This window comes from Wolbachia endosymbiont (group A) of Acrocera orbiculus, assembly GCF_947250015.1.
GTDB classification, from domain to species: Bacteria; Pseudomonadota; Alphaproteobacteria; order Rickettsiales; family Anaplasmataceae; genus Wolbachia; species Wolbachia pipientis.
This window is the reverse complement of the sequence record NZ_OX366272.1, coordinates 983,434-1,009,387: the sequence shown is the minus strand read 5'-3', so window position 1 is coordinate 1,009,387 and position 25,954 is coordinate 983,434. Positions and strand designations below refer to the sequence as shown.

The 25,954-nt window shown below is 35.8% G+C and carries 13 protein-coding genes and 1 pseudogene; 3 read left to right on the top strand and 11 right to left on the bottom strand.

All coding sequences use genetic code 11. The features are described from left to right. Positions 1–5 precede the first annotated feature (5 nt). Positions 6–9,581 (top strand): ankyrin repeat domain-containing protein, encoded by a 9,576-nt coding sequence (locus OOL03_RS04960; RefSeq protein WP_264707159.1) that lies wholly within the window; start codon positions 6–8, stop codon positions 9,579–9,581. Between the two features lie 2 nt (positions 9,582–9,583). On the opposite strand, the gene OOL03_RS04955 is transcribed toward OOL03_RS04960, so the two are convergent. The 11 genes and pseudogenes from OOL03_RS04955 to OOL03_RS04905 all read right to left on the bottom strand — a co-directional run bounded on the left by OOL03_RS04955 (position 9,584) and on the right by OOL03_RS04905 (position 21,942). After that, positions 9,584–10,501, bottom strand: a complete 918-nt coding sequence (locus OOL03_RS04955; protein ID WP_264707158.1) for an Rpn family recombination-promoting nuclease/putative transposase — start codon at positions 10,499–10,501, stop codon at positions 9,584–9,586. Positions 10,502–10,639: 138 nt separating this feature from the next. Beyond that, positions 10,640–12,121, bottom strand: coding sequence for a group II intron reverse transcriptase/maturase (ltrA, locus tag OOL03_RS04950; protein WP_264707157.1), 1,482 nt, complete (start codon positions 12,119–12,121; stop codon positions 10,640–10,642). 316 nt (positions 12,122–12,437) lie between these two features. Continuing rightward, entirely contained in the window at positions 12,438–12,611 is a 174-nt protein-coding gene (locus OOL03_RS04945; protein ID WP_264707156.1) for a hypothetical protein, read from the bottom strand. Between the two features lie 346 nt (positions 12,612–12,957). After that, positions 12,958–16,389 carry a cytoplasmic incompatibility factor CifB gene (locus OOL03_RS04940; protein WP_319803714.1) on the bottom strand — a complete coding sequence of 1,144 codons (3,432 nt, stop codon included), beginning with the start codon at positions 16,387–16,389 and terminating at the stop codon, positions 12,958–12,960. 53 nt (positions 16,390–16,442) lie between these two features. After that, positions 16,443–17,867, bottom strand: a complete 1,425-nt coding sequence (locus tag OOL03_RS04935; protein WP_319803713.1) for a cytoplasmic incompatibility factor CifA — start codon at positions 17,865–17,867, stop codon at positions 16,443–16,445. A gap of 139 nt (positions 17,868–18,006) precedes the next feature. Further along, positions 18,007–18,780, bottom strand: a complete 774-nt coding sequence (locus tag OOL03_RS04930; protein ID WP_264707154.1) for an Rpn family recombination-promoting nuclease/putative transposase — start codon at positions 18,778–18,780, stop codon at positions 18,007–18,009. Continuing rightward, on the bottom strand, positions 18,777–20,042 hold the full coding sequence (gene ltrA / locus OOL03_RS04925) for a group II intron reverse transcriptase/maturase (protein ID WP_264707682.1): 1,266 nt from the start codon (positions 20,040–20,042) through the stop codon (positions 18,777–18,779). The genes OOL03_RS04930 and ltrA (OOL03_RS04925) overlap by 4 nt, the downstream gene beginning before the upstream one ends. A gap of 41 nt (positions 20,043–20,083) precedes the next feature. After that, positions 20,084–20,236 (bottom strand): reverse transcriptase N-terminal domain-containing protein, encoded by a 153-nt coding sequence (locus tag OOL03_RS07190; RefSeq protein ID WP_264707681.1) that lies wholly within the window; start codon positions 20,234–20,236, stop codon positions 20,084–20,086. 126 nt (positions 20,237–20,362) lie between these two features. After that, positions 20,363–20,506, bottom strand: a complete 144-nt coding sequence (locus OOL03_RS04915) for a hypothetical protein (RefSeq protein ID WP_173862902.1) — start codon at positions 20,504–20,506, stop codon at positions 20,363–20,365. Positions 20,507–20,960: 454 nt separating this feature from the next. Next, positions 20,961–21,053: pseudogene (locus OOL03_RS07025) on the bottom strand (Rpn family recombination-promoting nuclease/putative transposase); the annotation flags it as partial. A gap of 29 nt (positions 21,054–21,082) precedes the next feature. Then, a protein-coding gene (locus tag OOL03_RS04905; RefSeq protein ID WP_264707019.1) for an IS630 family transposase occupies positions 21,083–21,942 on the bottom strand; the annotation gives its coding sequence in 2 pieces (ribosomal slippage) (positions 21,083–21,618 and positions 21,618–21,942; 861 coding nt in all). A gap of 267 nt (positions 21,943–22,209) precedes the next feature. On the opposite strand from OOL03_RS04905, the gene OOL03_RS04900 reads away from it, so the two are divergent. Both OOL03_RS04900 and OOL03_RS04895 read left to right on the top strand, forming a co-directional pair. Further along, positions 22,210–24,327 carry an AAA family ATPase gene (locus OOL03_RS04900; RefSeq protein WP_264707152.1) on the top strand — a complete coding sequence of 706 codons (2,118 nt, stop codon included), beginning with the start codon at positions 22,210–22,212 and terminating at the stop codon, positions 24,325–24,327. Between the two features lie 1,143 nt (positions 24,328–25,470). After that, positions 25,471–25,941, top strand: a complete 471-nt coding sequence (locus OOL03_RS04895) for a crossover junction endodeoxyribonuclease RuvC (RefSeq protein ID WP_264707151.1) — start codon at positions 25,471–25,473, stop codon at positions 25,939–25,941. Positions 25,942–25,954: the final 13 nt, after the last annotated feature.

Here is a 25,954-nt window from a genome sequence, read left to right as displayed (position 1 = left end):
ATCTTATGCCAAATCAAGAGAAATCACAAGATTTTGAGTTAATAGAATTATTAATTCGAGAAGTAGTAGCAAGTACTTCAACTCAACAAGGAAGTGATTTTGAATCTTTCAAAGCAAGATTTCAGTCATACATTGATCAGATTCCATCATATTTACATTCGGTAGGTAAAGAAGGTTTTTTTCCTCATTTCTTTTTAGGGAGCTTTTCTACTTTTGTAGATACGGAAATTGCAAAAAAGTTAGATATTAAAAAAATTTATTTTAAATTTGATGATTCAAAAACTTTAAAAGTGGCTGTCATAAGAAAAGGTGATATTACAAATCAGAAAAGCGCGATTGAGAAGGTAAATCTTTTTGTGATTTCAGAGTCTGATAGTGAGAGTAAAAAGTTTACTTATGGTGAGCTAGAAGAGATACTGGGTCAATCAAATTTACCTGCACAGAATCAACATATAAGAAGTGCTAGGGATGATCTTAGAGTTAAATTAGTAAAAGTTGTTAAAACCACAGGGGAAATATCTGTTGGAGTAAAAGATGACAAGTTGGATAAGAATGCTTCTGCAACGCATGAATTTAAGGAAATAAAAAAAGGGTTGTGGAGTAATCCAGAGAATGACATAGAAAAGCTGACTAATTCGAATGCAGGAAAAGTAAAGGAATCTGTTGAAGAAGTTCTTAAAAAAGTTGGTAAAATTCACTCTAAATATAAGGATTCACTTGTTTACGCTAATCAAGCAAGAGAAGCAGCACATCATGGATTTGTAGCAGGTGCTTTAGTAAATTTCCGCTATAGGCATAATCTCAGAGTTTACCTAGAGCAATTTGCAGGGAGAGGTTATGCTGATATCGTTCTAGTGCCTCGTGGTAAGGATAGATCATTAAATGCTGTTCCCATTATTATTGAATTAAAGGCAGGAACAGCTACTGGTACAACACCAGGTAGTGCATTAGAGCAAGCAAAAGATTATGCAAAAGGCTTTCAGCCAAATACAATGCGTGTTTTAACCGTTTCAGACAATGTGTTATGTGTAGGGTTAAATTTGGATTTAACTGAAGGTGAAAAGTCTTCAATTTATATATCTCCACCTGCTGATAGGAAGCCTGCTCCTCCTACGGTACAAAAACTCCTAGAAGTAACTTCAAGTTGGAATGGTGAGAAAAGTACAATCACTAACGTTAAAGAAAAAATAAAACAGCCACTAGAACGTATTTATCACACATTTCCTGGTACGCCAGAGAAAGGAGGTAATTACTTTAGTAGATTTCTATTAGGGCAACTTCTTCTCGCTGATAAGTTTATAGATATTGATTTAGAGAAATCCGTATTTTTATATAATGAGTACCCACTTGCTTCTTCTACAAGGTTAGGTGCACAATCAACTGCGAGACCTGTGACAACATTCATGCTGACTAAGGGAAATTATGGGCAAGACAAAGAGGTATTTATTTTTCACATTAGAGAGGGAGGAAAAGGAGAGTTTAGTAAGAAGAAAATGCCAATTAATCTACCAAAAGTTGGTAAAATAACAGAAGTATGTATAAGTTTACAAGAAGAAAGAAAATCAGATTTTTTTGCTATAGAGAGAGTTGATAGATCTAATTCTATAGGTGAGTATAAAGAGGGAAAAGAGTCTTTTAATGGAGAGTGGAAAAACATTCCTTATCCTGCTGGGTTAAAAGAAACATTTGATGCAGTACTAGAGTCTCAGCTTGCTTCTTCACAAGATCAATCTCAATCAATAGGCAAGTATAAGGAGTTATTTGGAAAATTAGGTGAGGCAGTGCTACCTTTTAAAGGTCTAATAGAAAAAGAAGCGCATACTCAAGCTGTATTTCACGGAGCATTTAGCCACTATAGTGATATAAAGCTAGTGGAATCACAAGAAAACAGAGCTTTGGTATTAACAGAGTTTCAAACCGGAAGGGGAAAACGTATTGATATGCTAGTTCATGGTATTAAGTTTGCAAATCAAGCTAGTAGTGCTAAAGAATACGATCCAGTAGGATTAGAACTTAAAGGACCAAGGGAAGGTAAAACGGCTAATGCGTTAAAAGATGAGGCAAATAAACAAATAAGTGATGAGTATACGAAAGGTGTAACTTACAAAACACTTACTGATGGGAAGGAAGTAGATTTTGTAGGCGTTGTGTTTGATAAAGGTGCGAGTAACGCAGATTCTCTTATCTTAATGAGCAAAGATGAGTTTTCTTCTGTTAAAGTAGTTCATAGCTCTATCTTTAGTTTTAGTCAGCAGCAGCCTAAGAATAAATTTGACCCAAATCTTTGTGTAAAGCAAAGTAGTAGAAGCAAGAGAAGTGTTAATCCTTGTTTATTTTCAAAGGGTGATGTGGAAAAGTTCAGTAAAGGAAAGGTAGATGAAAATAATGTAGATAAGATTATAATTGATAGCGAAAAATTCCTGACTTATGTTAAGAATAGTCGAGATGAAGCGAAAAATGCTCAGCTAGTAGAGTTCGTTGGAGATAAAAGTATTGAAGGTGATCGCAAGTACTTACTTGATAAGGTTGTTGCAGATCAAGGATATGAGCGCTATGTTCAGAATGAACGTATCAAGGATTTGCACGGTGACATTTCACAAAAAACTAGTAGTGCAACAAAAAGCTCAAAATTAAAAGGCAGATTAATGAATGCTGCAGGTGGAATACAATTAATAAGAGGAATCCATGGTGCCATTGTGTCTTGTAAGGATGGAACAGCAACAGATTGTGGATTAAATCTGGGTGGAATAGGATGGTCTTTTGCATCTCAACCAATTGAGAATGTAATGGTTAAAATTACTCCCAAAGTTGTAGCATCAGCTGAAAAAATTGTAGGAAAGATACCAGGTGTTTTAGGTAAACAGACAAAATTTGCTGTTCGAGTTGCAGGAGTAAAATTTGGAAGTGCGATAGCAAGAGGTACAGCAGGAGCTTTAACTGGTGTGTTTGATATTATCGACATAGGCATATCAGCAAATAATCTTATAGACTGTAAAAATAGAGAGAGTAGTGATAATCCATGTGGAGAGAAAGAAATAAGAGATAATGTAGCATCTATATCTTTTTCTGGTGTATCATTTGTTTCTGGTGTCGCTCTTACAGCCGCTGGCATGCCGGTAGTTGGTATTGCAGTTGGATTTGGGCTCATGGTAGGTTACGGAATTTATAGTGGTGTTAGCGATATCGTGGAGTACAAGAAAAAGTACGATACAACCCATGGAGAAAACTGGAGCATATTTTGGAGAACGATTCTATCTCAAGATATGGCATCTGATGTGCAACACCTTGCAGATAGAAAAAACACAGTTGATAGTCTAGCTAAAGGAGTGTGGCAAGCTTTAAATAATGGTCCTAATAGTGTTGTTGCTTACGGTATTGGTCTTGGAAAAGTAAGCGGTAATACTCTTCGCCCGAACTACGCAACGATTATGATGAATAGAACAGATGCCAATGCAAAAAATCTTTCGCGTGTTATACCTAGTCATATTAAAGGTGCTAGCAGGATTTGTTTACCACAGATTACTAATCAAGATTATGAAAAAGGTATTAAAAGCTCAGTTAAGTTGGCTGTATACTACTGTGAAAACGCAATGGTTATTAGCCATAATAATAGAGTAAAAATGAAGCAAGAAGATAAGACAATTGTTTACGATCTACAAAATGTGAACGGAGGTACTATTGTTGGAAGTAATGTGTGGAACAATAATTTTCTAATTTACTCAGGTACGGCAGAAATAACTGGTGGTAGTAATAAGGTAGTAAATAGGTTTGTTGTAAATAACGTTGACTTCTCAGGTAAAATTATTGGTGGAAGTAACTCTGTTAATATACTTGATTTAAGCCAATTGAAAGATACAGTTATAGGAGTGAATGTTAACTATCGTTTTAAGCCTAGTTCCTCCGGGTCATTAAGGGCAAGAGTAAATGGTCGTTGGTTAATCAATGATCAAATTGATAATAATGGCATCTTTAATTATTACTATGTTGGAAGAAAGAATAAGGTGGATGAGGTTTTGTGCATGGGTTACTCTGAACACTTTACAGGAACCGATGATCGTGACGTTATCATAGATAGTGGTGGTAGTTCTAACAACAATGAGAAAGATATAGTTGAAAATTGCAAAAAAGTAATTATTTCGCCGTATACTACAGTCAAGGGTGGAAAGAGCAATTACACTTTTTACGTAAAAGCTGCGGACTACAAAGGTAAGGGTTTATATTCAGAGATTGATGTGGATGGAACAGGAACTATAGTCTTTCCTGAATTTGATTTATTGAGTGATTGTGATCAAATAACTTACTCTACAGAAAGTAATACTTTATCTTTGAAAATAAATTTTGGTCAAAACAATCAATTTACTCTTGATATAAAAAATTATGTTAATCAAAGCAGTAATAAACCTCACTTCGTGCTAATAGACAAAAATGGTAGTAATATCGTTCCTAAAATTGAAAGATCAGACTCACCAACTATGGAAATTAAATCATTTGAATTACATTCAGAACATTCTCTAGATAATTTTGATGATGTTGAAAATCATTACAAAAAGATTCTAAATAATGACAAGAGCTATAAAGTTTTGAGTGTTATTAGAGGTAAAGTGCAAAATCAGAGTGATAGTGTAGTTCCACACATGGTTTTTGGTTCTCTGGGAGATGATATAATAAACTTCGATCAAGGAACTGTGTTTGCTAGAGGAGGAAAAGGAAATGATGTATATGTTGTTGGTGATAGTATAGGTAATAAGGAAGTTAAGATTGATAATAATTCAGATGATGAAAAATTAGATATGCTACTTATGCCGGTAGTTAAAAGAGATTTTTCAATCCAGCAATGTGACTTACATTTAAATTATAATAACACTAGTATTCAAGTAAAAAACTACCTGCAAGGTCATAATTATAGGCATCTTATAGTTATGAATGACAAAGGAGAAGCCTTTATCCCTAATATACAGTCGATGTCATGTTCTCCATCTTCTTCAGAGAAGGGTAAATTAGTTCCTTTTTTACAAGCCACACAAACTCAGAATATGTTTTTGTTATCTAAAGATTTTCAAGATGATCATATAGTAATTGATTCCCACCTTGAAGATATTGAGAAATATAAAGATAAAGATGATCTTTTATTAATAAGAGAAAGTGAAATACCTTTTATTATTAGAATGGAAGGGTTTTATAATGATCGAAGTAAATGGGAAAATATTTCTTATTCTCTATGGAATAACAACGATCTCTTTCCATCTTCCGGGTTATTAGAGAATGTTGATGATGTAATGGACTACAAGGATAAACTTAGAACTGATTATGAAAGAATTGTAAAAGAATACGTTATAGATTTTAGTAACTCTACTGGTACTATTAAGCATAATCAAAAATTAGAAAGAGATATCTCTACTTTTGTAGGACAAGATGAGGAGCGTATAGGGGTAGTAATATTAAAGAATATTACTCCGGATCGGGTTGAGATTTCTAGTAATGGTGCAGATCTGATATTTTGCGATAAGAGGTCCAATCATACAGTCAACATAAAAAGTTGGAATAATGTTAAATCTTATAGAATTTCTACATTGGAATTTGATTTAGACTTAGAATCAATAATAATTCGTAAATTAGATAGGTTTAATTTGTCTGAGGTAAGAAAAATACAAGACCTAATTGAAAAAGCTTCAGAGAATTACAAAAATAAAGGTAAATATACTCCTAAAATAGAAAATGACTTTAAATGTTTAGTATCAATTGATAGTTTTGAAAGTGAAAATAAGAATTCAACATATCAATGTTTAGGTTTTTCTTCACTGCAAGATCAAATTAGCTTTACTGAAAATTTCTGTAGTTTAGAGCAACTTACCGAATTTAGAGATAAATCGAATAGCACTCAAATTTCAGCGTTATCAAGAAAGTTACAAAATAATCTTTCGTTAAATGGTTATGATCAAAATGTAATAGATCAGTGCTCTGAATTAATGATAACTAGAGACGAGTCTAATGGTACTCGGATTTCAGAATCATCAAGCAAGTTGCAAAGCACCCTTTTGCTTAATGGTTATAATCAAAGTATAGTAGGTCAGTATTGGGTGAGTAAAATATCTGCCATAGTCAAAAATATGCAAGAGTTTGCTTCCCTCAGCCAATCAGAAAATAAGTTAGATTTAGGTGGATGTTTAAGTGAAAGGAGGAAAAGAAGCTCTGATTTTTGTCCAGTTTTTTTGGAAGGTATACACAATGAACTTAATAGAGAAGAAAGTGAGAGGAAAAATATTGTTGTAGGAGAAAACAGTACACGTGTAATTACTTCAGACCATGAAATACTTGATATAGAAAACTTACCTATTCGAGAAGTAGTAATTAATGATAATATCAACAGAAAAAGAAGTTTAAGGAGTACATTAGATTTGCGTAAGTTGGTACAACAAATAAATAAGGATTTGGGTATGAAACCGATATCAACGGTTATTAAAGATGCAAGTGATCTATTAATTAAGTTGTCTATATCAGCTACCGGCTTGCAGCAGGATGTAATAACAGTCAGACTAGAAGATGCATTTATAAATAAGTGGTATAAAAAACTACAAATTATTTTTGATAATGCACCGATGGAAATAGACAATAGTCTATATTTAAAGCCTTCACTTTTAATCTCTGATAAAAGAATCATTGTGGTAACGCCTCAGGAAGTAGAAGAAAAGAATAAGCTGTTTATATCTAAAAAAGCAGGTCAATATAGTTATCTTCACGATAAATATGACTTGATAGTTACCAATGCTTTTAATGCAAATATTATGACAAATAACTTGGATAGCAGTATCGAAGTTGGCGAGTTATTTATCATATATTTTAAAGATTTCTATAAAGAGCCTAAAATGAAGACATTCTCTATAAGATTCATTGATAAAGAAATACCATTAAGTGATGAAATAGATAAAATATACAATGCAGATAGTATAGATAAATTAAATTATGTTAGCTCTATTCTCGATTTACAGGAAAGTTCTTTACCTTTAGAAGTTTCAAGCAGTAGCGATATCAAGGCTCAAGGGAAATTTAAGAGAACACCTTTACATTTTGCTTCTGAAGCTGGTGAGTGGGATAGGGTCAGGCTTCTTCTCGATAGAGGTGCTAATATCGAAGTTCAAGATGAGTTTGGTTACACACCAATATTTCTTGCTACTCAGTCAGGTAAATGGAGTGTGGTAGAACTTCTTCTTAATTATGGTGCTAATGTTGATGCTCAAGATAAGGAAGGTCAAACACTTTTATGCTTTGCTGTATCAGGAAATAATTTAGATATGGTTCAATTTCTTCTTGATAGAGGTGCAAGAATTGAGGTTCAAGACAAGTCTGGTTACACACCTATACTCTATGCTGCTCAGTCAGGTAAATGGGGTGTGGTCAAACTTTTTATTGATAATGGTGCTAAATTTAATAATGAAACGACGTTCCAAGGAACACCTTTACATTTTGCTGTTCAAGAAGGCAATTTTGATATGGTTCAATTTCTTCTTGATAAAAATGCTAACATAGAGGTTCGAGGTAATGGTGATAAAACACCTTTACATTTAGCTATTGAAATAGGCAATTTGAACGTGGTAAGACTTCTTCTTAATAGAGGTGCTAATATTGAGGCTAAATGTGGTAGTATAACACCTTTGCAGCTTGCTGCCCAAGAAGGCAAATTAGACATATTCAAGCTTCTACTTGATAAACATGCTAGCATCAAAGCTAAAGGTATTCATGTTAAAACAATTTTACACTTTGCTGCTCAAGGTGGTAATACTGATATAATAAAACTTCTTCTTGATATGAGGGGCAAGAGTACTGGAGTTAATGTCAAAGATCAAGCTCAGAGAACGCCTCTATACTTTGCTGCTCAGTCAGGTAATTTAGATGCAGTCAATCTTCTTCTTGATAGAGGTGCTAGTACCAACAAAAACATAGTCTCCGGAGAAACACTTTTACATGCAGCAGCTAAAAGTAATAAACCTGAAATAATTAAAGTTTTTCTTGATAGAGGGATTGGAATTGAGAGTAAAGATATTTATGGTAGAACGCCTGTGCTACTTGCTGCTCAATTAGGCGAGTTAGATGCAGTTAGGTTTTTTATCATCAAAGGTGCTAAGTTTAATAATGAAACAACGTATGAAGGAACACCTTTACATTTTGCTGTTCAAGAAGGCAATTTGGGTATGGTTCGATTTCTTCTTGATAAAGGTGCTAGTGTTGAGGCTCAAGATGCATACAATAGGAAACCTTTGCATATTGCTGTTGACGCAAACAGGTTGAATGTAGTAAATCTACTTCTTGACAGGGGTGCTAATTTAAAGGCTACAGACATGTACGGCAAGACACCTTTAGACCTAGCTATTCAAAAGGGTTACGAAGATATAGTAGAAGTTTTGAAACGAAAACAATTGGATCTAGATAAAGAATTATTAATTTCTGCAGAAGAAGGAGATCTTGAGAAAATCAGAGACAGTATCAGACAAGGTGCTAACGTTAATGTTCAGGGTAGGCAGGGTTGGACTCCTGTGTTCTGGGCAATTCAAAAGAATAATTTTAATATAGTTGAACTTCTTTTAGATAACAGTGCTGATATTAAGGTCAAAGATAATGAAGGTTGGACACCTCTTCATTGGGCTGTTCAATTGGATTTATTAAATATGGTTAAGTATCTTGCTGAAAAAGGTGCTGATATTGATGCCTTAACTGCTGACGGTAGAACACCACTAGATATTGTTAGAGAAAAATTCAGAGTAAATGGTAAAAATGAAGAATGTAGTGATGTTGTGCAGTGCTTAGAAAAACTTAATCAAGAAAGAGAAAAGCCTGTACAACGCAGACGCCGTCATCACCATGGAGATCACAATCGTCATCAGAATCACTTATCACGTAAACCTCTTGCTATAGATCAACCTAAGATAGCAGTAAGCAGTACAACAAGACCATCTTCATGGATAAATGATTTGTTTAGTTGGGTGAAAAGCTCTGTAGGTGGGTTATTTTACTCTAGGGCTGCTTTACCTGAAGAAACATTAAATACTGCAAGTTCAACTTCACAAATTAATGCACCAATAGATGTAAATGGTACAATAATGTTACTTGATTTATTGATTAGAAGAGTTACGGGTCAAAAATATATATCTTCATTAGAAAACTCTATTTCTTTATTGGAAGCACAGGGCTATGCATGGGGTATTACAAAGAGATTTGAGAAAGTATTGAATGAAACAGCCATTAAATCAGGTATATCAGTAACAAACCTAAACCTTGATCCTCTGGCAGTACAATCAGCTATAGTTGGAAAAATAAGAAATGGAAAATTTTCTGAGATATCAAAAACTCTATATTCATTTGCAAAAGGAGCATGTCCAGAATTTAAACAAACTGATAAGTTTCTAGATCGTTTGAGAAGCAATTTAAAAGAGGAAAAAGAAACTGCACTGCTACAACAGAAGGTAGAAAAGCCTTATAAGATCTTAGATCAGCAGGTTTCAGGAAAAGTAGAGTCATCTAAGAAGCCTGATACTTTCTTAAACGGAACATCAGTGGTTAAAGGAATAAGCAGAGCGATAAATCGATGAAACTATCTGGTCTTTTCTGACTGTAGCTGTTTGATCTCACTAGAGGAAAGGCCCGTAGTTTGCGATACGATGTCAATAGAGATGCCAGCTTGAAGTAAATTTTTTGCAACTTCAATTTTGCCTTCAATTTTACCTTTTTCATGGCCGATTTGGATGCCTTCTAGTCTACCTTTTTCTTGACCTAATCTAAGACCCTCATCAAATTTTTCAGCAAAAGCAGCAATCTCATCCATTATACGTTTTTTCCTTTGCTCATATGCCAGTAACTCCTCTTCTGACCAATTAAACTTATTCATCTCTTCATAAGCTCGTTTTATTATTACGTCACTACCTACTATCTTATCTAGATCCTCTTCGTTTGTTTCTGCTGCGTAACGAAAAAAATAACACCATTTTTCTACTATATTTTCTAGTTGGTCTTCTTTGGTTTTTGTAAATTTTGGTAACTCAATGAATACGAAATAGAAGTCTTTTAAGTCATGTTCATTGGTATGCTCATCGCGAATAGTATGATTAGATTTGTACTCAATCTTATCTGGAAAAATAATACAATCAGCAACAGCAATAAAGATAATTTCCTTGAGGTTATGATACTCATCACCTTGATCAGCTTGACTTGAATAGGCTTTAGCAGCATAATATTGAGCACGCTTTTCGAAGCCTTTAGTTTTAGTGAACTGCATTTCTATAATATATCTTGAACCTTGGAAGTCTTTACAAAGAACATCGACAATACTCTGCTTTTTAGCGGCAATTTCAGGATCCAAAATGGTAGCTAAGAATTCAACATCGTGAATAGCAGCTAAGCCAGTAAAACCTAAAATATCGTTCAAGAAATGAATGAGAATATCTTTATTCTTCTCGGTGCCAAATATTCTTTTGAAAGAGTAAGAGTTCAATGGACTAAGATATTTACCCATCGAACCCTCCTCTAGGAACCGTACGTGAAAGTTTCCCTTCATACGGCTCGAGCCACCTTAAGTCCTTTTCTTTAGAACCGGCAACAGTTTTTATCGAATATTTGGACATATCAAATTCCTTCTTAGAACTAACATTAATCATACCTTACCATTTTTGCAAAGAGAAGAGTTTTTTGATTGACGTTCTTTAAAGTAAGCATACCACTCTTTATCATAGGGGTTAGCTACTGCTCTAATTTTCTTATGGCGGCGAATTGGTACACTTGTCGCTTGGAAGAGTTCTTTCCATTCAATTATGTTTTTATTCTTAGCCAGTACTGCAAAACACCATTTTCGAGACTCCTTGACTTTAAAGTATTTACCTTTAATCCAACGTAATCCTTTATTAGGATGTCTGCGTTTTGACCAGTGCCATAAGGCTTTGAAGATCTCATGGTCCACTTTTTCGTAAGCTTTTCTCGCACATATTCCTCGATGGTAATTGGCCCATCCTCGAATTTGAGGTGTAAGCATATCAATTACTTTTTCTTGGGTTTCTGCGTTCTTCTTGCGAATTAGGTACCGGATGCGCTTCAGAAGTCTGTTTACACTTTTTTCTGAAGGTTTGATGATTAGTTTTGTTTTGTACTTGCGTACTGTCTGACCGAGAAAATCGAATCCCTGTTCTATGTGTGTGATCTTTGTCTTTCCTGCCGATAAAGATAGCCCTCTTTGGCTCAGGAAATCCTCTACAAGCCGTTTGACTTTAGTCTCTAGAATTTCTTTCGATTTTCCAGTTACTATAAAATCATCCGCATAGCGGATCATGTGTACACCATATTTCTTGCGTTTTTTGGTTCCCTTTTTTCCGAAATGTTTATTGAAAACATCATCAAGACCGTCGAGAGTTAAATTAGCAAGTACAGGAGATATAATTCCACCTTGTGGAGTTCCTGCTATTGTGGGATGTAGCATTCGTCTTTCTACGAATCCAGACCTTAACCATTTATTTAGGATACTCTTTTCCATTGGAATTGAGTTTTTCAACCAGTGGTGGTCTATTTCATCGAGACACTTCTTAATATCCCCCTCTAAAATCCATTGCGGAGCATCACGTCTTGCCAATGTTATGAAAATTTGACTTACTGCATCTGCTGCTGAACGATGCACCCTGAATCCATATGAGTGAGTGTCTCCTATTGTTTCTGCAACAGGGTCCAAGCCCATAAGGTATAAGGCTTGTATCGCACGATCTTTTATAGTTGGAATACTAATCGGCCGCTTGCCGCCCTCAGGCTTGATTAGATAAATGCGTCTCATAGGTTGAGAGCGATATCCACGTCGCTTTAGGCTAGCAATTCCTTGAGATTTAGCTGAAGGACTTTGCCACAACTGATTATCAACACCAGCCGTGTATTTTCCTTTGTTCGAAGTTACGCGTTTCACTGCTAATGCTTTAGCACTAAAACTACGTGTGAGAAGATGTTGTAAAGTTTTCACTTTATTCCATCTCCCATCTTTTGTTGCCTGAACAATACGAGCTTGTAGCTTCCTGGTTTTTTTCTTACATTGAGACCAATTAATTTGGTTCCAGTGCTCGGCAGTACCGAAAGGTGCACTTACAATTTTACCTGTAACCATCTGCTTTCCTCTCTTTAAAAGTTTTACAAACAATCTTGTCCAAGATGACCATTGTGGACGTCAGTTCTCTTTCGAGCCAGGTAACGTTAAACCTGTATCACATCCATTACAGATGAGCGTTCACTTTTTCCACACTCCCAATCCCACATACCCATAAGCCTTTCTCACGATCGACCTTACTGAATATCCAATATTGGTACCCAGAGATATATGGGGTTTCCGTGTTCCACCTATTAAACAACAACGGGTTAGGATTGATCTCTACACCGGTGACCTTGATGTTTGCGTATCAAATGCGTTCAGTTTGATAACCAGTCTACTTACCTTTTGGTTCAAGCCTATCAGTGTCTTTGGCTTGTTCGACGTAACGATGCTTAGGATCATTTGCTTGCGCTATCCATACCATTAACCCTAGCCCCCGTGCCAACTCGACACTTATAGCATTGTTCTTTCTTCGCAGACCGAACTTCTCCTTTTCAGGCAGGTTCATTGTCCTAAACGCTTTGCACAAAGCATTACTGCTTTTGTACAGTCTAGTAGGGTACGAGCGGCAAAACACTCGGTTTAGTCAGGGTGACCTGCTAAACAATTTAATAAGCGACTTTTCACGTCGCACAAACGATACATCATTTTTGGGATCAAGAAACTTAGAAAAAGTCATAAGAAATCAACCTAAAAAGCATTAATAATTATACACAATTCTGAAGAAATATTCAACGTTTTTATATTGGGTTTTGTTTTTTTAAGCTTCGAGAAAAAAATGACCTTCAGAGGTGGGCTTAGAATGGCATTCTTTGCTTTAGATGTCCTACACTCCTTTCATCTACCGATTACCTCTACCTACCGCCTTTACCTTTGCTAAGGTCAGAAACACGACTAGCTTCAGGACCTTCTAAACTCGACTGTGGCAGGTCACCAAAATTACTGGAATCACTAACACCAAGCGATATAGGTGCTTCTACTAATCCATACCCTCCTCCTACTCTGTGATATCCTAATTCTAGATAAGTACGTAGTAATGGATTAATTTGTTCTCTATTTTGAATGTATGCTTGCAATTGCACATCTTGAAATCCCGGATCATTCCTGAATAATTGTGAAATGCCCACTCTTATGTTCTGAAAGTAATTTCTATCTCTGTTTGGGTGGCCTCTTCCAAGAAAATCACGCATAATATTTACAACATTCTGAACTTGTTCTCCAGGATTTTCGTTTAGAACTCGATTAATATCACTAGCATTTTCTAATGCCCATAAACCACAATTCCAACCATCTGTTTGCTGACTAACAGAAACATTATTAATCCTGATATTATTTCCTAAGTTATTTTGAATGATATCAGTAATACCACCTGGAACAGCAGTAGCAGTTGAATCAGCATAGTACCCAACATAGTTCCCATTTTGACGTTCAATCACTAGTGTAACCCAATGAGTATTATTTAAAGTAATGATTAAAGTTAAACGCTGTTGTTCTTCATTTTTCTTAAATTGATTTAATACTCTAACAATGTGCTCGTTACCGTCATTCCTTGCCAAATTAGCTACTTCAAAAGTGTGATTACCTTCAGTACGAAGCTGATATCGCAATCTTCCAGCGTGAGCTATATCAATTTGTTGAAGCCAGTAATCATAATGTCCATTTCTCGTCGCAAATTCTAGCGTAAGTAGATCATTTACTTCTATCCCTTGATTTCTAAGAATATCTCTTATTTGTCTTCTTATCTCTTGTGCTGTAGGAATGGAATTATCACCTCTCCTTATTCTTGACTTTAATGTTTCTATTACCTGTGCTCTAGTACCTTGCAAGTAACTAAATGGAACGTGCAGATTATCATCTATATCAAGCAAAAAAATCGAGTTCTGTCCTGGTTTTCTTTCCGTGTAAAAGCGCCTGAAATTTTCACGAGTCTGATCTGATAATAGACCCTCTGGTGGATTTTCATCAATAACACTTTCAGGTCCCACTAATACTCCTGGTCTTGAGTCACGACCACCACGATCAAGTCTATGTACATATTCTTCTCTTCCTATTCCTTCTGGAATAGATATAAGACCTTCTACTCTCCCTGCACCTGCATTAAATATAAGAGGAAATAAAACCACCTCATTTCCAGAAGTAATAAGCAAATATCCTCTTTGCTTGTTCATAAGTTCTTTTATTCGATCTTTTGCGTTATTCTCCTTTTGTGCTACTTCTTCTGCATTATTAGCAAATCCTAATACATATACAATCGGATGAGTATCTGGAGCATTCTCCGTAGATTGTCTTAATAATAAAAGGTCTAATCTCTGTTCTGTAATTCTTGTGAGTATTGCCCTTTCTCCTTCTTCTTCCTGACCCCTTTTCAAACTATATGTTTGACCAACTTTATACATAGCAAGCACTTTATAAGGATTATCACTAGCATAAAATGTACCATGTAGTATAGAACGAAACTTATCCTCATTATTAACATTTATTGCGTCCCTAAGTGGCATCAATGCTCCAGAGATCTCTTGAAATAGTTCTCTATGCTGACCTACATTTTTCCAGCCATCATTCATAACCCTTTCTGAAATACCATGTACATTTTCAGCATTAGGTACTTGTACAAGATCACCATCAAGAAAATTATTTGCATTATTATTTTGGTAATCGTGATATAAACCAAGGTCATTTGGTTGATCAATATCTAGCTCAAATTGGTCATTAAGTGTGCATGAAACTTCCCATACATGAACATTATTTCCATTAATATTAAGATTTTCTAAATTGATTGCTCCTTGTTGTTGTGCATCGTGAGCTCTAATATGAAGTATAACTATATCAGAACCTTCAGCATGAAAGACCATAGTTAAACATCTTAAACCCTCATCACCATGTCTAAATATGTATTTTGTTATAGGTGCTTCGTCTTCTTCTTCTAGTTCTAAAGGGTGCCTATCAAAAGCACTACTTCCAAAAGTAAAACCAGTTATACAATCAAATACTCTGTTATAATTATCTGCATTTCTTGGTATTTCACCAGGAAGATGTTGAAGCAAGAAATCTCTAATATTCTCTCCAACCTCTTCATCTTCTATATACTCAAACAATCTTTGTACTAAAGGAAATCTATCCTGTTGAAGCCCTACTGTATCAACACTAAAAGGATCTAGATTTAAATTAAAATTTAATCCAACACAGACAGTATTTCTTGATTCAGTATGGATAGGTATAAATGAAAAAACATGCAATCTTTCAGCGTGACTTCTGGCGCGGTTTAATGCGATATTGGACGGTGCCCTTGTAGCAAGATTGACAACAATAGGAACATTTTCTCTTTCTGCTTGATGACGTACAAGAAATGCAACATGTGAGTTTCTAGGAGATAAGTCAAGATCGATGCCTATTGTGTAGCGATGACTAAAATTTGCTAAAAACCCTAGTAAAAACCCGTGACTCTCAAACTTTTGATAGCGATTTTCAATATTATCTCCCAGCACTTGTCTGTAATTATTATAGATGCGAGTTATATATCTAAAAATTACTGTGCTATTGTCTCGTAAAGTTCGTACAACTCCACTTCTTAACATTTCCGCAAAGTTATCAATTCTTTGTTGACCTGGTACAACTTGCACAAAATTGACAAGCCTATCAAGTTCGTCTTGCCGGTATTGGCTAAGTTGTCTTCTCTCTATTTCCTTAATTGTTAATAATCCGTGATTTCTGAAGAGTTGCCTTAAGAAATGAATCTCAGATGCTGAATATCTGGCAAATTTATCTCTACCCCTAAAATCCTTTTCACGAATCACCTCGAATACTGTTGCAATTGCCTCTCCCTGACTCTTGCCCTTTCCATGCATGCATACTTTGTATTGCTCAAAATTTAGGTCTTCTTCCCTTAAATTTGGATTTTGCCGTCTAATCTCTTGCACTAGAGCATTTCTCTCCCTTGTACTGAACCTTAACCCATCACTATTAGGACGATCAGAAATACTGTAACATCTGACAACTTGCTGTCCGTCACGATAAACAGCGACTTTTAGGTTCCCTGTATTTCTATTTCTACCACCTGTATCAATACCATGATTATCAAAACGAAAATAGACTCTCTCATTTGCTTTTAAGATATTAGCATCATGTGCAGTAGCAAACATACTAAGAAAGAATACAGGAAGGAAACGACCTGCACTTACATGATACAAAAAAGATGGACATTGATCTAAAAAAGATTCAAATCCTTGTCTGAATCCTTCAAGATCTCCATCCACCAAACTCCTAATAAATCCATCACCATTACTCATACAAAATACCCCTTATTTACTACGACCAGAAACACCAAGAGTTCATAAGTGGATTACTTATTACGACTAAGCGTAAAGACGCTTTTTTTCTTATAAGAAGAAACACCACTTACACTAGGAGTTCCAAGCTCAGACTGTGGACCATCATCAACTGGCAAAGTTGTTTCCTTACTACCATGAGCTTTAGATCGTGACCGTAAATTATTCCAAGGACCATCACCTACAGGTGGTAAAATTGTTTTCTCTAACTCAGAGAATAATTCTTCCGCAAACAGACCGTAATCTACATTTACTCTTTTACCTTCTCTACCACATAATCTAAGGTCTTCTATCATCACTTCTTTGAAGGACTCAAACTTTTCAGGAAAGCGATCCTTAGCAAATAACATTATCTCTAATATTTCTTTTTTTTCATCAGACTTACGACCAGATCGTTCCCAATTAACCACTAACCCTGCAAGTGCATTTTCTATAGGAACTTGGAAGTTAGAAGTATCGACAGCAGCCTCCTTGTGTTTATAAAAGCGACCACATCTCCACATTTCCATAATAAGAGATCTTGCTTGAGCATTTAACTCAGGATTGTCTAACATCACATTTGAAAGTGAGGAAAGAAGAAGTTTATATTCTTCATATGAGAATATTTTCTCTGAATGATCTCCACGTTCTGAAACTCCTTTATAACACCAGCACTGTACTAAATCATGAACCGTATCAAAAAAACATGACTCTATTAATTCAGCAAGAAGAGCATATACTCCCTTATCTTTCTGCGATAATTTCTGTAAAAGAGTATCTTTATCGACTATCTTATTTACACAAAAATCTAAAATAGGGGCGTCTTTCTCAACAGATTGAGGACGAGAAAGAGCAAGAATAGCTTCTGTGAGCTTCTTTTCCTTATCTTCTTCTTTTAAATGATTATAAAAATACTCTACCCCTTCACTCCACTTAAGTTTTACAGCACTATCAAAACCTTCTGACGCGTTACTTGGTTGCTTTAATCCCCCAGATTCTCTATCGATCCAGAAATCAAACACAGGACCTTTCCTCTTTATGCTATCTAGTAACGAGTTTCGTACGTATTTGCCAATTTCAGTTTCAGTTTTACCATCAAATGCACCAGGAGGAAAATTGTTCCTATAAGATTCAAATCTTTTTTGAAAGAGTGGATGAATTTTATCTACTACACAGTAACTACAAGCCATCTCATATTTGCGAAGTGGATTATCTATTCCACCTATTTTCTCTTCAGTAAACCTTTGACCTAAAGCAGCATTATCCAACCTTACACCTGACCAGCAACCTTCATCTTGGAATACATTGTGCAAAAACTTCAACTTATCACCCTTAAAGTATTTTATGTGCTCCATAAAGTTATCTTGAAGGACTCCCACCCATCTCTTGATAGCTGACTTCCTCCCGGCAGCAACTGTTGGATCTGGATGTTTAATAGCTTCCTGTAATTTTTTGGACATCGTAGCCCGAAGCTCTTTCTGTGTTGGCATTAACCCCTCCTATTAAGTATTTATATAAAAAAGGCATTGTACAGACATTAGAATGGATTGCAATATTAAAATTACTAGAATAGAGGGTTTAATAAAAAAAACGTTATGGCTAAAACTTCTTTTCTTGAATTTTCTCAATATAATCAACAGAAAACCCTGTTATTTCAGCAATAACATCAATAGAAACACCCGCCTTGAGTGAATTTTTAGCCACAGCTATTTTAGCCTGTTTTTTGCCCTCTGCCCTGCCTTCTTCTCTACCTTTTTCAGTAGCATCATCAAGTTTTTGAGCGAGGACAGCCTGTTCATCAAGAATACGTTTTATTTCCTGTTCATAGGCAATAAATTCTTTTTCTGACCAGTTGAATCTATTTAGTTCTTCATATGCCTTTTTAATTATTACATCACTACCTATTATCTTTTCCAATTCTTCTTCGCTAGTTTCATCTGCATATTTAAAATAATAGATCCATTTTTCAACTATACTCTCCAATTGGTCTTCTTTAGTTTTAGGAAATTTTGGTAACTCAATAAATGTAAAATAAAAATCTTTTAAATCATGTTCATAGCTATCTTTGTCTAACATTACATGATCTGACTTATACTCAGATTTATTAGGAAAGAGAATACAATCAGCAATAGCTATAAAAATGATTTCTTTAAGATCCTGATATTGATCACCTTTATCAGCTTGCCTTGAATAAGCTTTAGCAGCGTAATATTGAGCGCGTTTTTCAAAGCCTTTAGTTTTGGCAACTTGGTCAGGTAAGGAAGCAGTATTACTACTACTCCCTCCCTTAGAAACGCAGCATGCAGGTTTCCCCACACTACGCTTGAGCCCCTTATCTAAGTTCTTCTTTTCTCGAACCGGCTTGTCTTTCATAAATCCTCAGAATACATCAACTTTAGTGGTGACACTAACAGTAGAGAACCTTCTCTTGAAAAGGAGCTTGCTAACATTCTTGTTCGTTTCACTCTCTCATCAAAATACTTTTTCCATTTTAAGTCAAGTGGATTTGCATCCGCCCTGATTTTAACATGACGTCTAATAGGAATGTCGCTTAGTTTGAGTAAGCTCATAAACCTTATTTCCTTTGGTTTGTTCTTGCATACAGAAGTAGCAAAGACCCATTGACGATGATTCATTACTTTAAAGTAACGATTTTTTATCCAACGTAATCCTTTACGGGGATGTCTTGTCTTTGCCCATTTCCATAAACTATGCCAAATTTCATTGTCTATCTTGCTGAACGCTTTTTTAGCACACACATGACGGTAGTAGTTTCCCCATCCTCTTAATAAAGGGTTGAGTGATTTAATTACTACAGCTTGTGAACTGCCTATATTTGCTTTTATTAATGCACGCACTTTTTTAAGAAATCTCTTAATACTTTCCTTCGAAGGCGTAATAAATAATTTCTTACTATATCTACGCACATTACAGCCAAGAAAGTCGAACCCTTTTGTAATAAATGTAATCTTTGTCTTTTCTTCTGACAGAGCTAGACCTCTTTCACGAAGAAAGGATGATACCATAGGCTTGACTTCATCTTCCAGTAACTCATGTGTGAAACCTGAAATAATAAAGTCGTCTGCGTACCTGATTAAATTTACTCCACTTCTGATTTTGTCTCTTCTTTTGCTACCTAATTTACCAAAGCGACTTTCTAATAACCGTTCAAGACCATCTAAGGTAAAATTAGCTAGTATTGGAGAAATTATACCTCCTTGCGGAGTGCCAGCAGTTGTGGGATACAAGGTTTTTGACTCTAGGAAACCAGCCTTTAACCAACTGTGGAGAATTTTTTTCTCCATAGGAATATGCTTCATAAGCCATTCATGGTTAATGTTGTCAAAGCACCCTTTGATATCGCCTTCTAATATCCATTGTGGTCGATTGCGCCTTGCCAATAATAAGTGACAAGCCTTAATAGCATCTGCGCAGGATCTTTTGGGCCTAAAGCCGTAGGAGTGACGATCACTGATTGTTTCAGATATCGGTTCCAGAGCAAACAAATACAATGCTTGCATAGCTCTATCTTTTATCGTGGGTATTCCAAGAGGTCTTCTTTTGCCATTAGATTTATTGATATAAATTCGTTTTAGCGGGGAAGGTTTATATCCTCTTTGCTTTAACTGCTTTATTCCTTGAATTTTAGCATTGCAAGTTAACCACAGTTGACGATCTACACCTGCCGTGTTTTTCCGTGGTTTTCAGTTACTCTTTTAACAGCTAAAGCTTTGCTACTAAAGGAGCGTGTGAGAAGATGTTGTAAAGCTTTCACCTTACCCCATCTTCCTTGTTGGACAGCCTTAACAATACGTCTTTGTAGCCTCATAACAACTTTTTGGCATTTCTCTTCCGGAGTAACTGGTTCCATGCTTCGGAGTTGTTGGTAGGTGCACTTACAGTTGTACTTGTAATCATCTGCTTTCCTACCTTAAGTGGTTAACAAAGTTTCTTGTCATGAGGGACCAAATGGAAGTCTGCTCGTTTTCACGCGAATTAATGTTACAAATTCTATCCATTTCGTTACAAAATGGCATTCGCTTTCTCCATTATCCTTTACCTGCACATCCATCAGCATTCCTTGCGGGTTGCCTGCCATATAGGCGAAAATACAGGCTTACCCTGTTCCTTCTATCATACAACAGTGGGTTAGGTGGCTTCTCTATACCGGTGGAATTATTATTTGCGTACATCCAGAAATGAAAAATGTAACTCATCCACATTACCTTTTGGTCGGAGCTTATCAGCATCTTTAGCTCTTTAATCGTTACGATACTTATGAAGCTTCACTTACGTTCACCATACCACTAAGCCTAGCGCTCCAACCACATGATGCTTGTAGTTTATGCTTTCTCTCACGATTGAGCATCTTCTTTATCAAGAGGAGGTTCATTGTCCGCATCGCTCGGCACCAACCGGTTACCCGATTCGCACTGATGCGTAGACTCAGATGGCAAAACATCTGGTTTAATAAGTTTTAGGATTCTTTCAGTTTCTTTCTGAAGGAATTCCTCTCCTTTTAAACAATATGACCGAAGACTTTCAGGTCGCACCATCTCGACGATCACTTGCACCCCATCTTCATCTCTACAGAGAACGTCAACAATACTTTGCTTTTTAGCGGCGATATCAGGGTCTTGAATAGTATAGCATTTCTCATAATAGTCCAAACAGGTCATAGGAAGGCAGAATCAACAGCACGAAGAAAGGATTCGAATAGAGGAATGTTTTTCCTGGCTCTGTTTTTTATAGCAAACCAATGATGCTCAATTTTGTTGAAATCTGGAGAATAAGGCGGCAGATACAAAATTTCTGCACCAACCCCTTTAGCAAGCTCGATAATCTTATCAGACTTATGAAAAGTAGCATTGTCAAGAATGACAGTCTGTCCAGGTTCCAAGATCGGTGTCAAAAATTGCTCAAACCATCCATTAAAAACATCCATATTACAGTGGCCTTCAAAGGTTAACGGAACAACTATCTTTCTTCCACTTAAGGCTGCAACCATACTGATTCGTTGAGTTTTCTTTCCAGATTTTAAGGCATAAAACCGCCGTCCTTTCTGGCAATATCCGTAGGGGTAGTCTTCGGTGTTATCAATGCCAGACTCATCTATATACACTAAGTTTTTAGGTTCTTTTGTCGCTATAATTTTCAAAAATTCAGCACGTTTTTCTTCGTTTCTTTCCTTGTATCCATATGTCTTTTTTTGCGCGTAAATCCAATTTTTTTAAGGGCTCGATAGATCGTTTGGATACTAACGTTGTTCCAAAGTTTAGCCATTTCCGATAGAGTCTTTCCTCCGTGTTCTCTGGCAAATTTGGCAAAGGTATCCCAGTCGGTAATTTTGTGATTGTAACCCCCATTTCCAAGTTTTTTTGATTGAAAGTCTCCTGTTTCTTTTCTTCTTTGCTGCCACTCCCATAAAGTAGTTCGTCCAATCTTAAATCTTGCTGCCACTGTTTCTCTGCTTTCTCCTTCGTCTAGCGCTTCCATTGCTTTTTTTCTTAAATCATAACTATATGCTGCTGGCATTCAACCTCCTTATCATCATCTATCCTTATCCTATCACATCCGGACTTTTATCGAAAGAGCTATAACTTCTTCAAGAATGGTTGTTTTCGGAGACTAATTGTAATTGCGGAGCAAAATTAAATAATTGCGATGCGATTTTTAACTTGCTGATATTCTATGCTTTTTTTCTGAGAATAATGGTGATAGCAATTTAAATAATGGTGATGGCGCACAACAAGCAGCAATTACAGTATAAATCATATAAGAAATGATTGAAGGTTTTGAACTATGAATTTCGGTTTAAACAGTGAAAGATTAAAAGCAGAACTATTGTTGCAGATAAGATCATGTCTTTCGTACTTACTACCTAATGGCACTTTTTGCAGAAATGAATTTCAAGTAGGGGATATCTGGGGTAATAGAGGAAAAAGTTTAAGAGTAGAGCTAAGTGGCAGTAAAGCTGGATTATGGAATGATTTCGCAACCGGGGACGGTGGTGACATTATCGATCTTTGGGCAGTTGTACATAGGAAGAATGCGAGGACAGAGTTTTCTGAAGTAATGGCTTCTATAAGTGAATGGCTTGGCAAACAATACACTAGAGAAAAAAAGAGTATCAAAGATCTAGAACAGCACCTGACTTGTAGCTGGAATTATTACGATAAAAACAACCAAGTTATTGTTATAGTTTACCGATATGATCCACCTGAAGGAAAAGAATATCGTCCATTTGATGTTAAGAAGCTGAGTTTTGGTGAACCAGATATAAGGCCACTCTACAACATTCCAGGTATTCTAAAATCTGATAAGATTATTCTGGTTGAAGGAGAAAAATGTGCAGAAGCGCTCATAGAGAAAGGAATTACTGCAACAACAGCAATGTTTGGAGCAAATGCACCTATTGATAAAACAGATTGGACACCGCTTAAGGGTAAAAATATTATTATTTGGCCAGATAATGATGAAGCAGGCAAACGATATGCTGAAAATGCTGCCAAAAAGCTGTCAGATCTTGGTGTTGCATCACTTGTTACTCTTAAGATTCCACAAAATAAACCAAAAGGTTGGGATGCTGCTGATTGTGTACAAGAAGGCATAAAAGTCGAAAAATTTTTAGCTTCAACCACATGTATAAATTTACCTGCTACTAATACTCCAACTACTGATATTCTAAAGACGAAGAGATTTGTTTCATTTCCTGCAAGACAATATTTGAGTGACAAATCACCAATGCCGGAGGATACAATTGCCCCAAGAATCTTAACTCCAAGAGGGCTTTTAGTCTTTGCTGGTGCACCTAAAGTTGGAAAAAGTGACTTTCTTATTTCTTGGCTATTTCATATGGCATCTGGAGTTTCATTCCTTGATATGGTGCCTAAGAGACCTTTAAGAATCTTCTATCTTCAGACTGAAATTGGTTACCATTATATGCGTGAACGGGTACAACAACTAAAACTTAGTGAGGAATTGATAGAGCTTGCTGCAGATAATTTGGTAATTACGCCACAAATAAAGCTGCTTTTAAACGGCGATAGTATAGACGAGGTTGTTGCTGAAATAGAAAGGTCATTTGGTTCAAACACAGTTGATGTTATTGCTATTGATCCACTGCGTAATATTTTTGATGCTGGTGATAATGGTAGTGAAAATGACAATAATGCAATGCTCTTCTTCTTACAGGAGAGAGTTGAAAAGCTAAGGACATTAGTCAATCCAGATGCAGGAGTTATTCTAGTGCATCACACGAAAAAGATACAAAAGAAATCATTAGAAGAAGATCCATTTCAGAGTTTCAGTGGTGCTGGTTCGTTAAGAAGCTTTTATACTACAGGAATGATAATGTTTAAGCCAGATGAACGGCAAAGTAGTCGTCAACTGATGTTTGAATTACGTAATGGTCACGCTATTCCGTCAAAATGTGTCGATAAAATCGATAACTGCTGGCATATGACTGATTACGAATCACAGAGGCTTGTAAACAAAGATTATGGTCAGAAGTTAGATGCAGAACGTTCTCGTAGACACGATACTATTTTGCAATTGATTTATGAGGAAGCACGTAAAAGAGGAAAGGTATATACAATTAACTCATTCTGTCAGGTATTTGAAAATAAGGCAGGTCTTGGTAGTCAGCATTCTATCCGTAACCGCATCGATGTACTTGCTGCAAAAGGTTACATTAAATTCAACAGAGAAGGTAAAAATGCTGCAAGAACCAAATACGGAATACTTTGTGTTGCAGGTATGGAAAAAAGAACTACAAAATTTGACAGCCAACTAAACAAGAATGTTACAGTTTATGAGAAAATTTTACCTACTGATTATAAATCACCGGAGTATGGGGATATTGTTCCAGAAGAAAATCCAAATGTTTGGGTTTATAATGATCAAATTTTAGACATCTAAACTTTTTTACCAAAATCCTTTACTACTTAAATATTTCAGTTTTCAGTCTTGGCCAATTTTGTTCAGATTTTGCTCAGTCTACGAAGTCAGAATTTGTTAATAATTAAAAAAATACTAGATTTTCAATAGCTTAAGAGCATCTTTAGATTTTGAGACTGCAGTCTGAACAAGAGGGCAAGATGGTAGGAATATAGAGAACTTTGTTCGATTTTCAGTTTTCAAAATAACCCCTATTATTATATAATAATAATAAGTAGTATGACTTTAAAACATACTACTCTGTTCGTTTCCCTTTTACTTACAATAATAATAAGCTATGGAAAGCTCTCTTTCAAAGTTATCTGATAAAAGAAATGAAAGACAATGCTCAGAAAAAACAAATGGCACGTAATTGCGTTTTAAAGCGATTCTATGATCTTAGGATAGAATTATACCACTCTGACCTAACTAACGCTTGTAACACCCTTTAAAAGGCAAATGAAAGGCATTCCTAATGATTCTACTGGTGCAAATAAACTTACATGTAAGTTTAACGTCATTTTCATTCATTGTAAAGAAAAAATTTGTATGAAGGCCTTATTGAGAAAACTCACTTGATATTTTTGCAATAGCTTTCATAAGTTTAACAGGCTTCAGAGGCTCTTACTCTCATCTTTTTTTTATGCTGATAAAACTCAAATAAACGCTGGTCTACTGAGTTTGGTCAGGTCTCCGCGGAATACTCAATAGCCTCTTGGTATCTGATAGCAAAAGAAAGAAGTGTAATCTGAGGTGGGCTTCTGGTGAGTTGCGTAATTGAGAAGTTAAGTTATTTTCAATTCTTTCAAACGACTTATTGTTTTTTCAAATCTAGCTCATATCAACTTTTTGGAAGAAATAACTTAAGATCAACTAAAACAAAAAAATTTTAGTGCAAATCAAATTTCTGACCTCATTTCTAGTATATATCTGTTAAGAGGTGGTTGAAAGAGCTACTATAGCGTAGACAACCTCGACCCACATACTTCTTAGGGGTAGCACATGATTCTTGGATTTCCGTTGTTGGCCAATAAAAAAACTATAAACCGCTTTTTGATAGTACATTTTGACAGAACCAAACGATATTTAGGAATCAGTGCTACTCATAGTTTTAAATAATAGCAAATGCTAACACTAGACCTCGGCAAACAAACAGGCTGGGCAATTTTGATAGATGGGGTAATTCAAAGTGGGAGCGAAAGTTTTCATGGTAATCGTTTTAGCGGAGGTGGAATGCACTTCTTAAATTTTCGTAGGTGGCTCAATGAGATGAGGGAAAGATTTTCAGATATTGAAGCAGTGTATTTTGAAGAAGTAAGAAGGCACCTTGAAACTGATGCTGCACATTGCTACGGAGGCTTTTTAGCTCATTTAACAGCTTGGTGCGAGGAAAGCAATATACCTTATCAAGGTGTACCTGTCAAGACGATAAAACGCTTTATCACCGGTAAGGGTAATGCAAATAAAAGTGAAGTTATTGAAGCTGTGAAAGGCAAAGGTTTTTTCCCTCAAGACGATAATGAAGCAGATGCTTTGGCGTTGATGTTTTACGTTAATAATTTTAGTAAAGATTTTAATATGCTAGATAACACATAGGAAGTGGGTCCTT

Excerpts from the sequence above, each read along its gene's own strand:
- OOL03_RS04960 (WP_264707159.1), top strand. The coding sequence starts at position 6 with ATGCCAAATCAAGAGAAATCACAAGATTTTGAGTTAATAGAATTATTA.
- OOL03_RS04955 (WP_264707158.1), bottom strand. The coding sequence starts at position 10,501 with ATGGGTAAATATCTTAGTCCATTGAACTCTTACTCTTTCAAAAGAATA.
- ltrA (WP_264707157.1), bottom strand. The coding sequence starts at position 12,121 with ATGGTTACAGGTAAAATTGTAAGTGCACCTTTCGGTACTGCCGAGCAC.
- OOL03_RS04945 (WP_264707156.1), bottom strand. The coding sequence starts at position 12,611 with ATGAACCTGCCTGAAAAGGAGAAGTTCGGTCTGCGAAGAAAGAACAAT.
- OOL03_RS04940 (WP_319803714.1), bottom strand. The coding sequence starts at position 16,389 with ATGAGTAATGGTGATGGATTTATTAGGAGTTTGGTGGATGGAGATCTT.
- OOL03_RS04935 (WP_319803713.1), bottom strand. The coding sequence starts at position 17,867 with ATGTCCAAAAAATTACAGGAAGCTATTAAACATCCAGATCCAACAGTT.
- OOL03_RS04930 (WP_264707154.1), bottom strand. The coding sequence starts at position 18,780 with ATGAAAGACAAGCCGGTTCGAGAAAAGAAGAACTTAGATAAGGGGCTC.
- OOL03_RS07190 (WP_264707681.1), bottom strand. The coding sequence starts at position 20,236 with ATGAGGCTACAAAGACGTATTGTTAAGGCTGTCCAACAAGGAAGATGG.
- OOL03_RS04915 (WP_173862902.1), bottom strand. The coding sequence starts at position 20,506 with ATGGCAGGCAACCCGCAAGGAATGCTGATGGATGTGCAGGTAAAGGAT.
- OOL03_RS04900 (WP_264707152.1), top strand. The coding sequence starts at position 22,210 with ATGAATTTCGGTTTAAACAGTGAAAGATTAAAAGCAGAACTATTGTTG.
- OOL03_RS04895 (WP_264707151.1), top strand. The coding sequence starts at position 25,471 with ATGCTAACACTAGACCTCGGCAAACAAACAGGCTGGGCAATTTTGATA.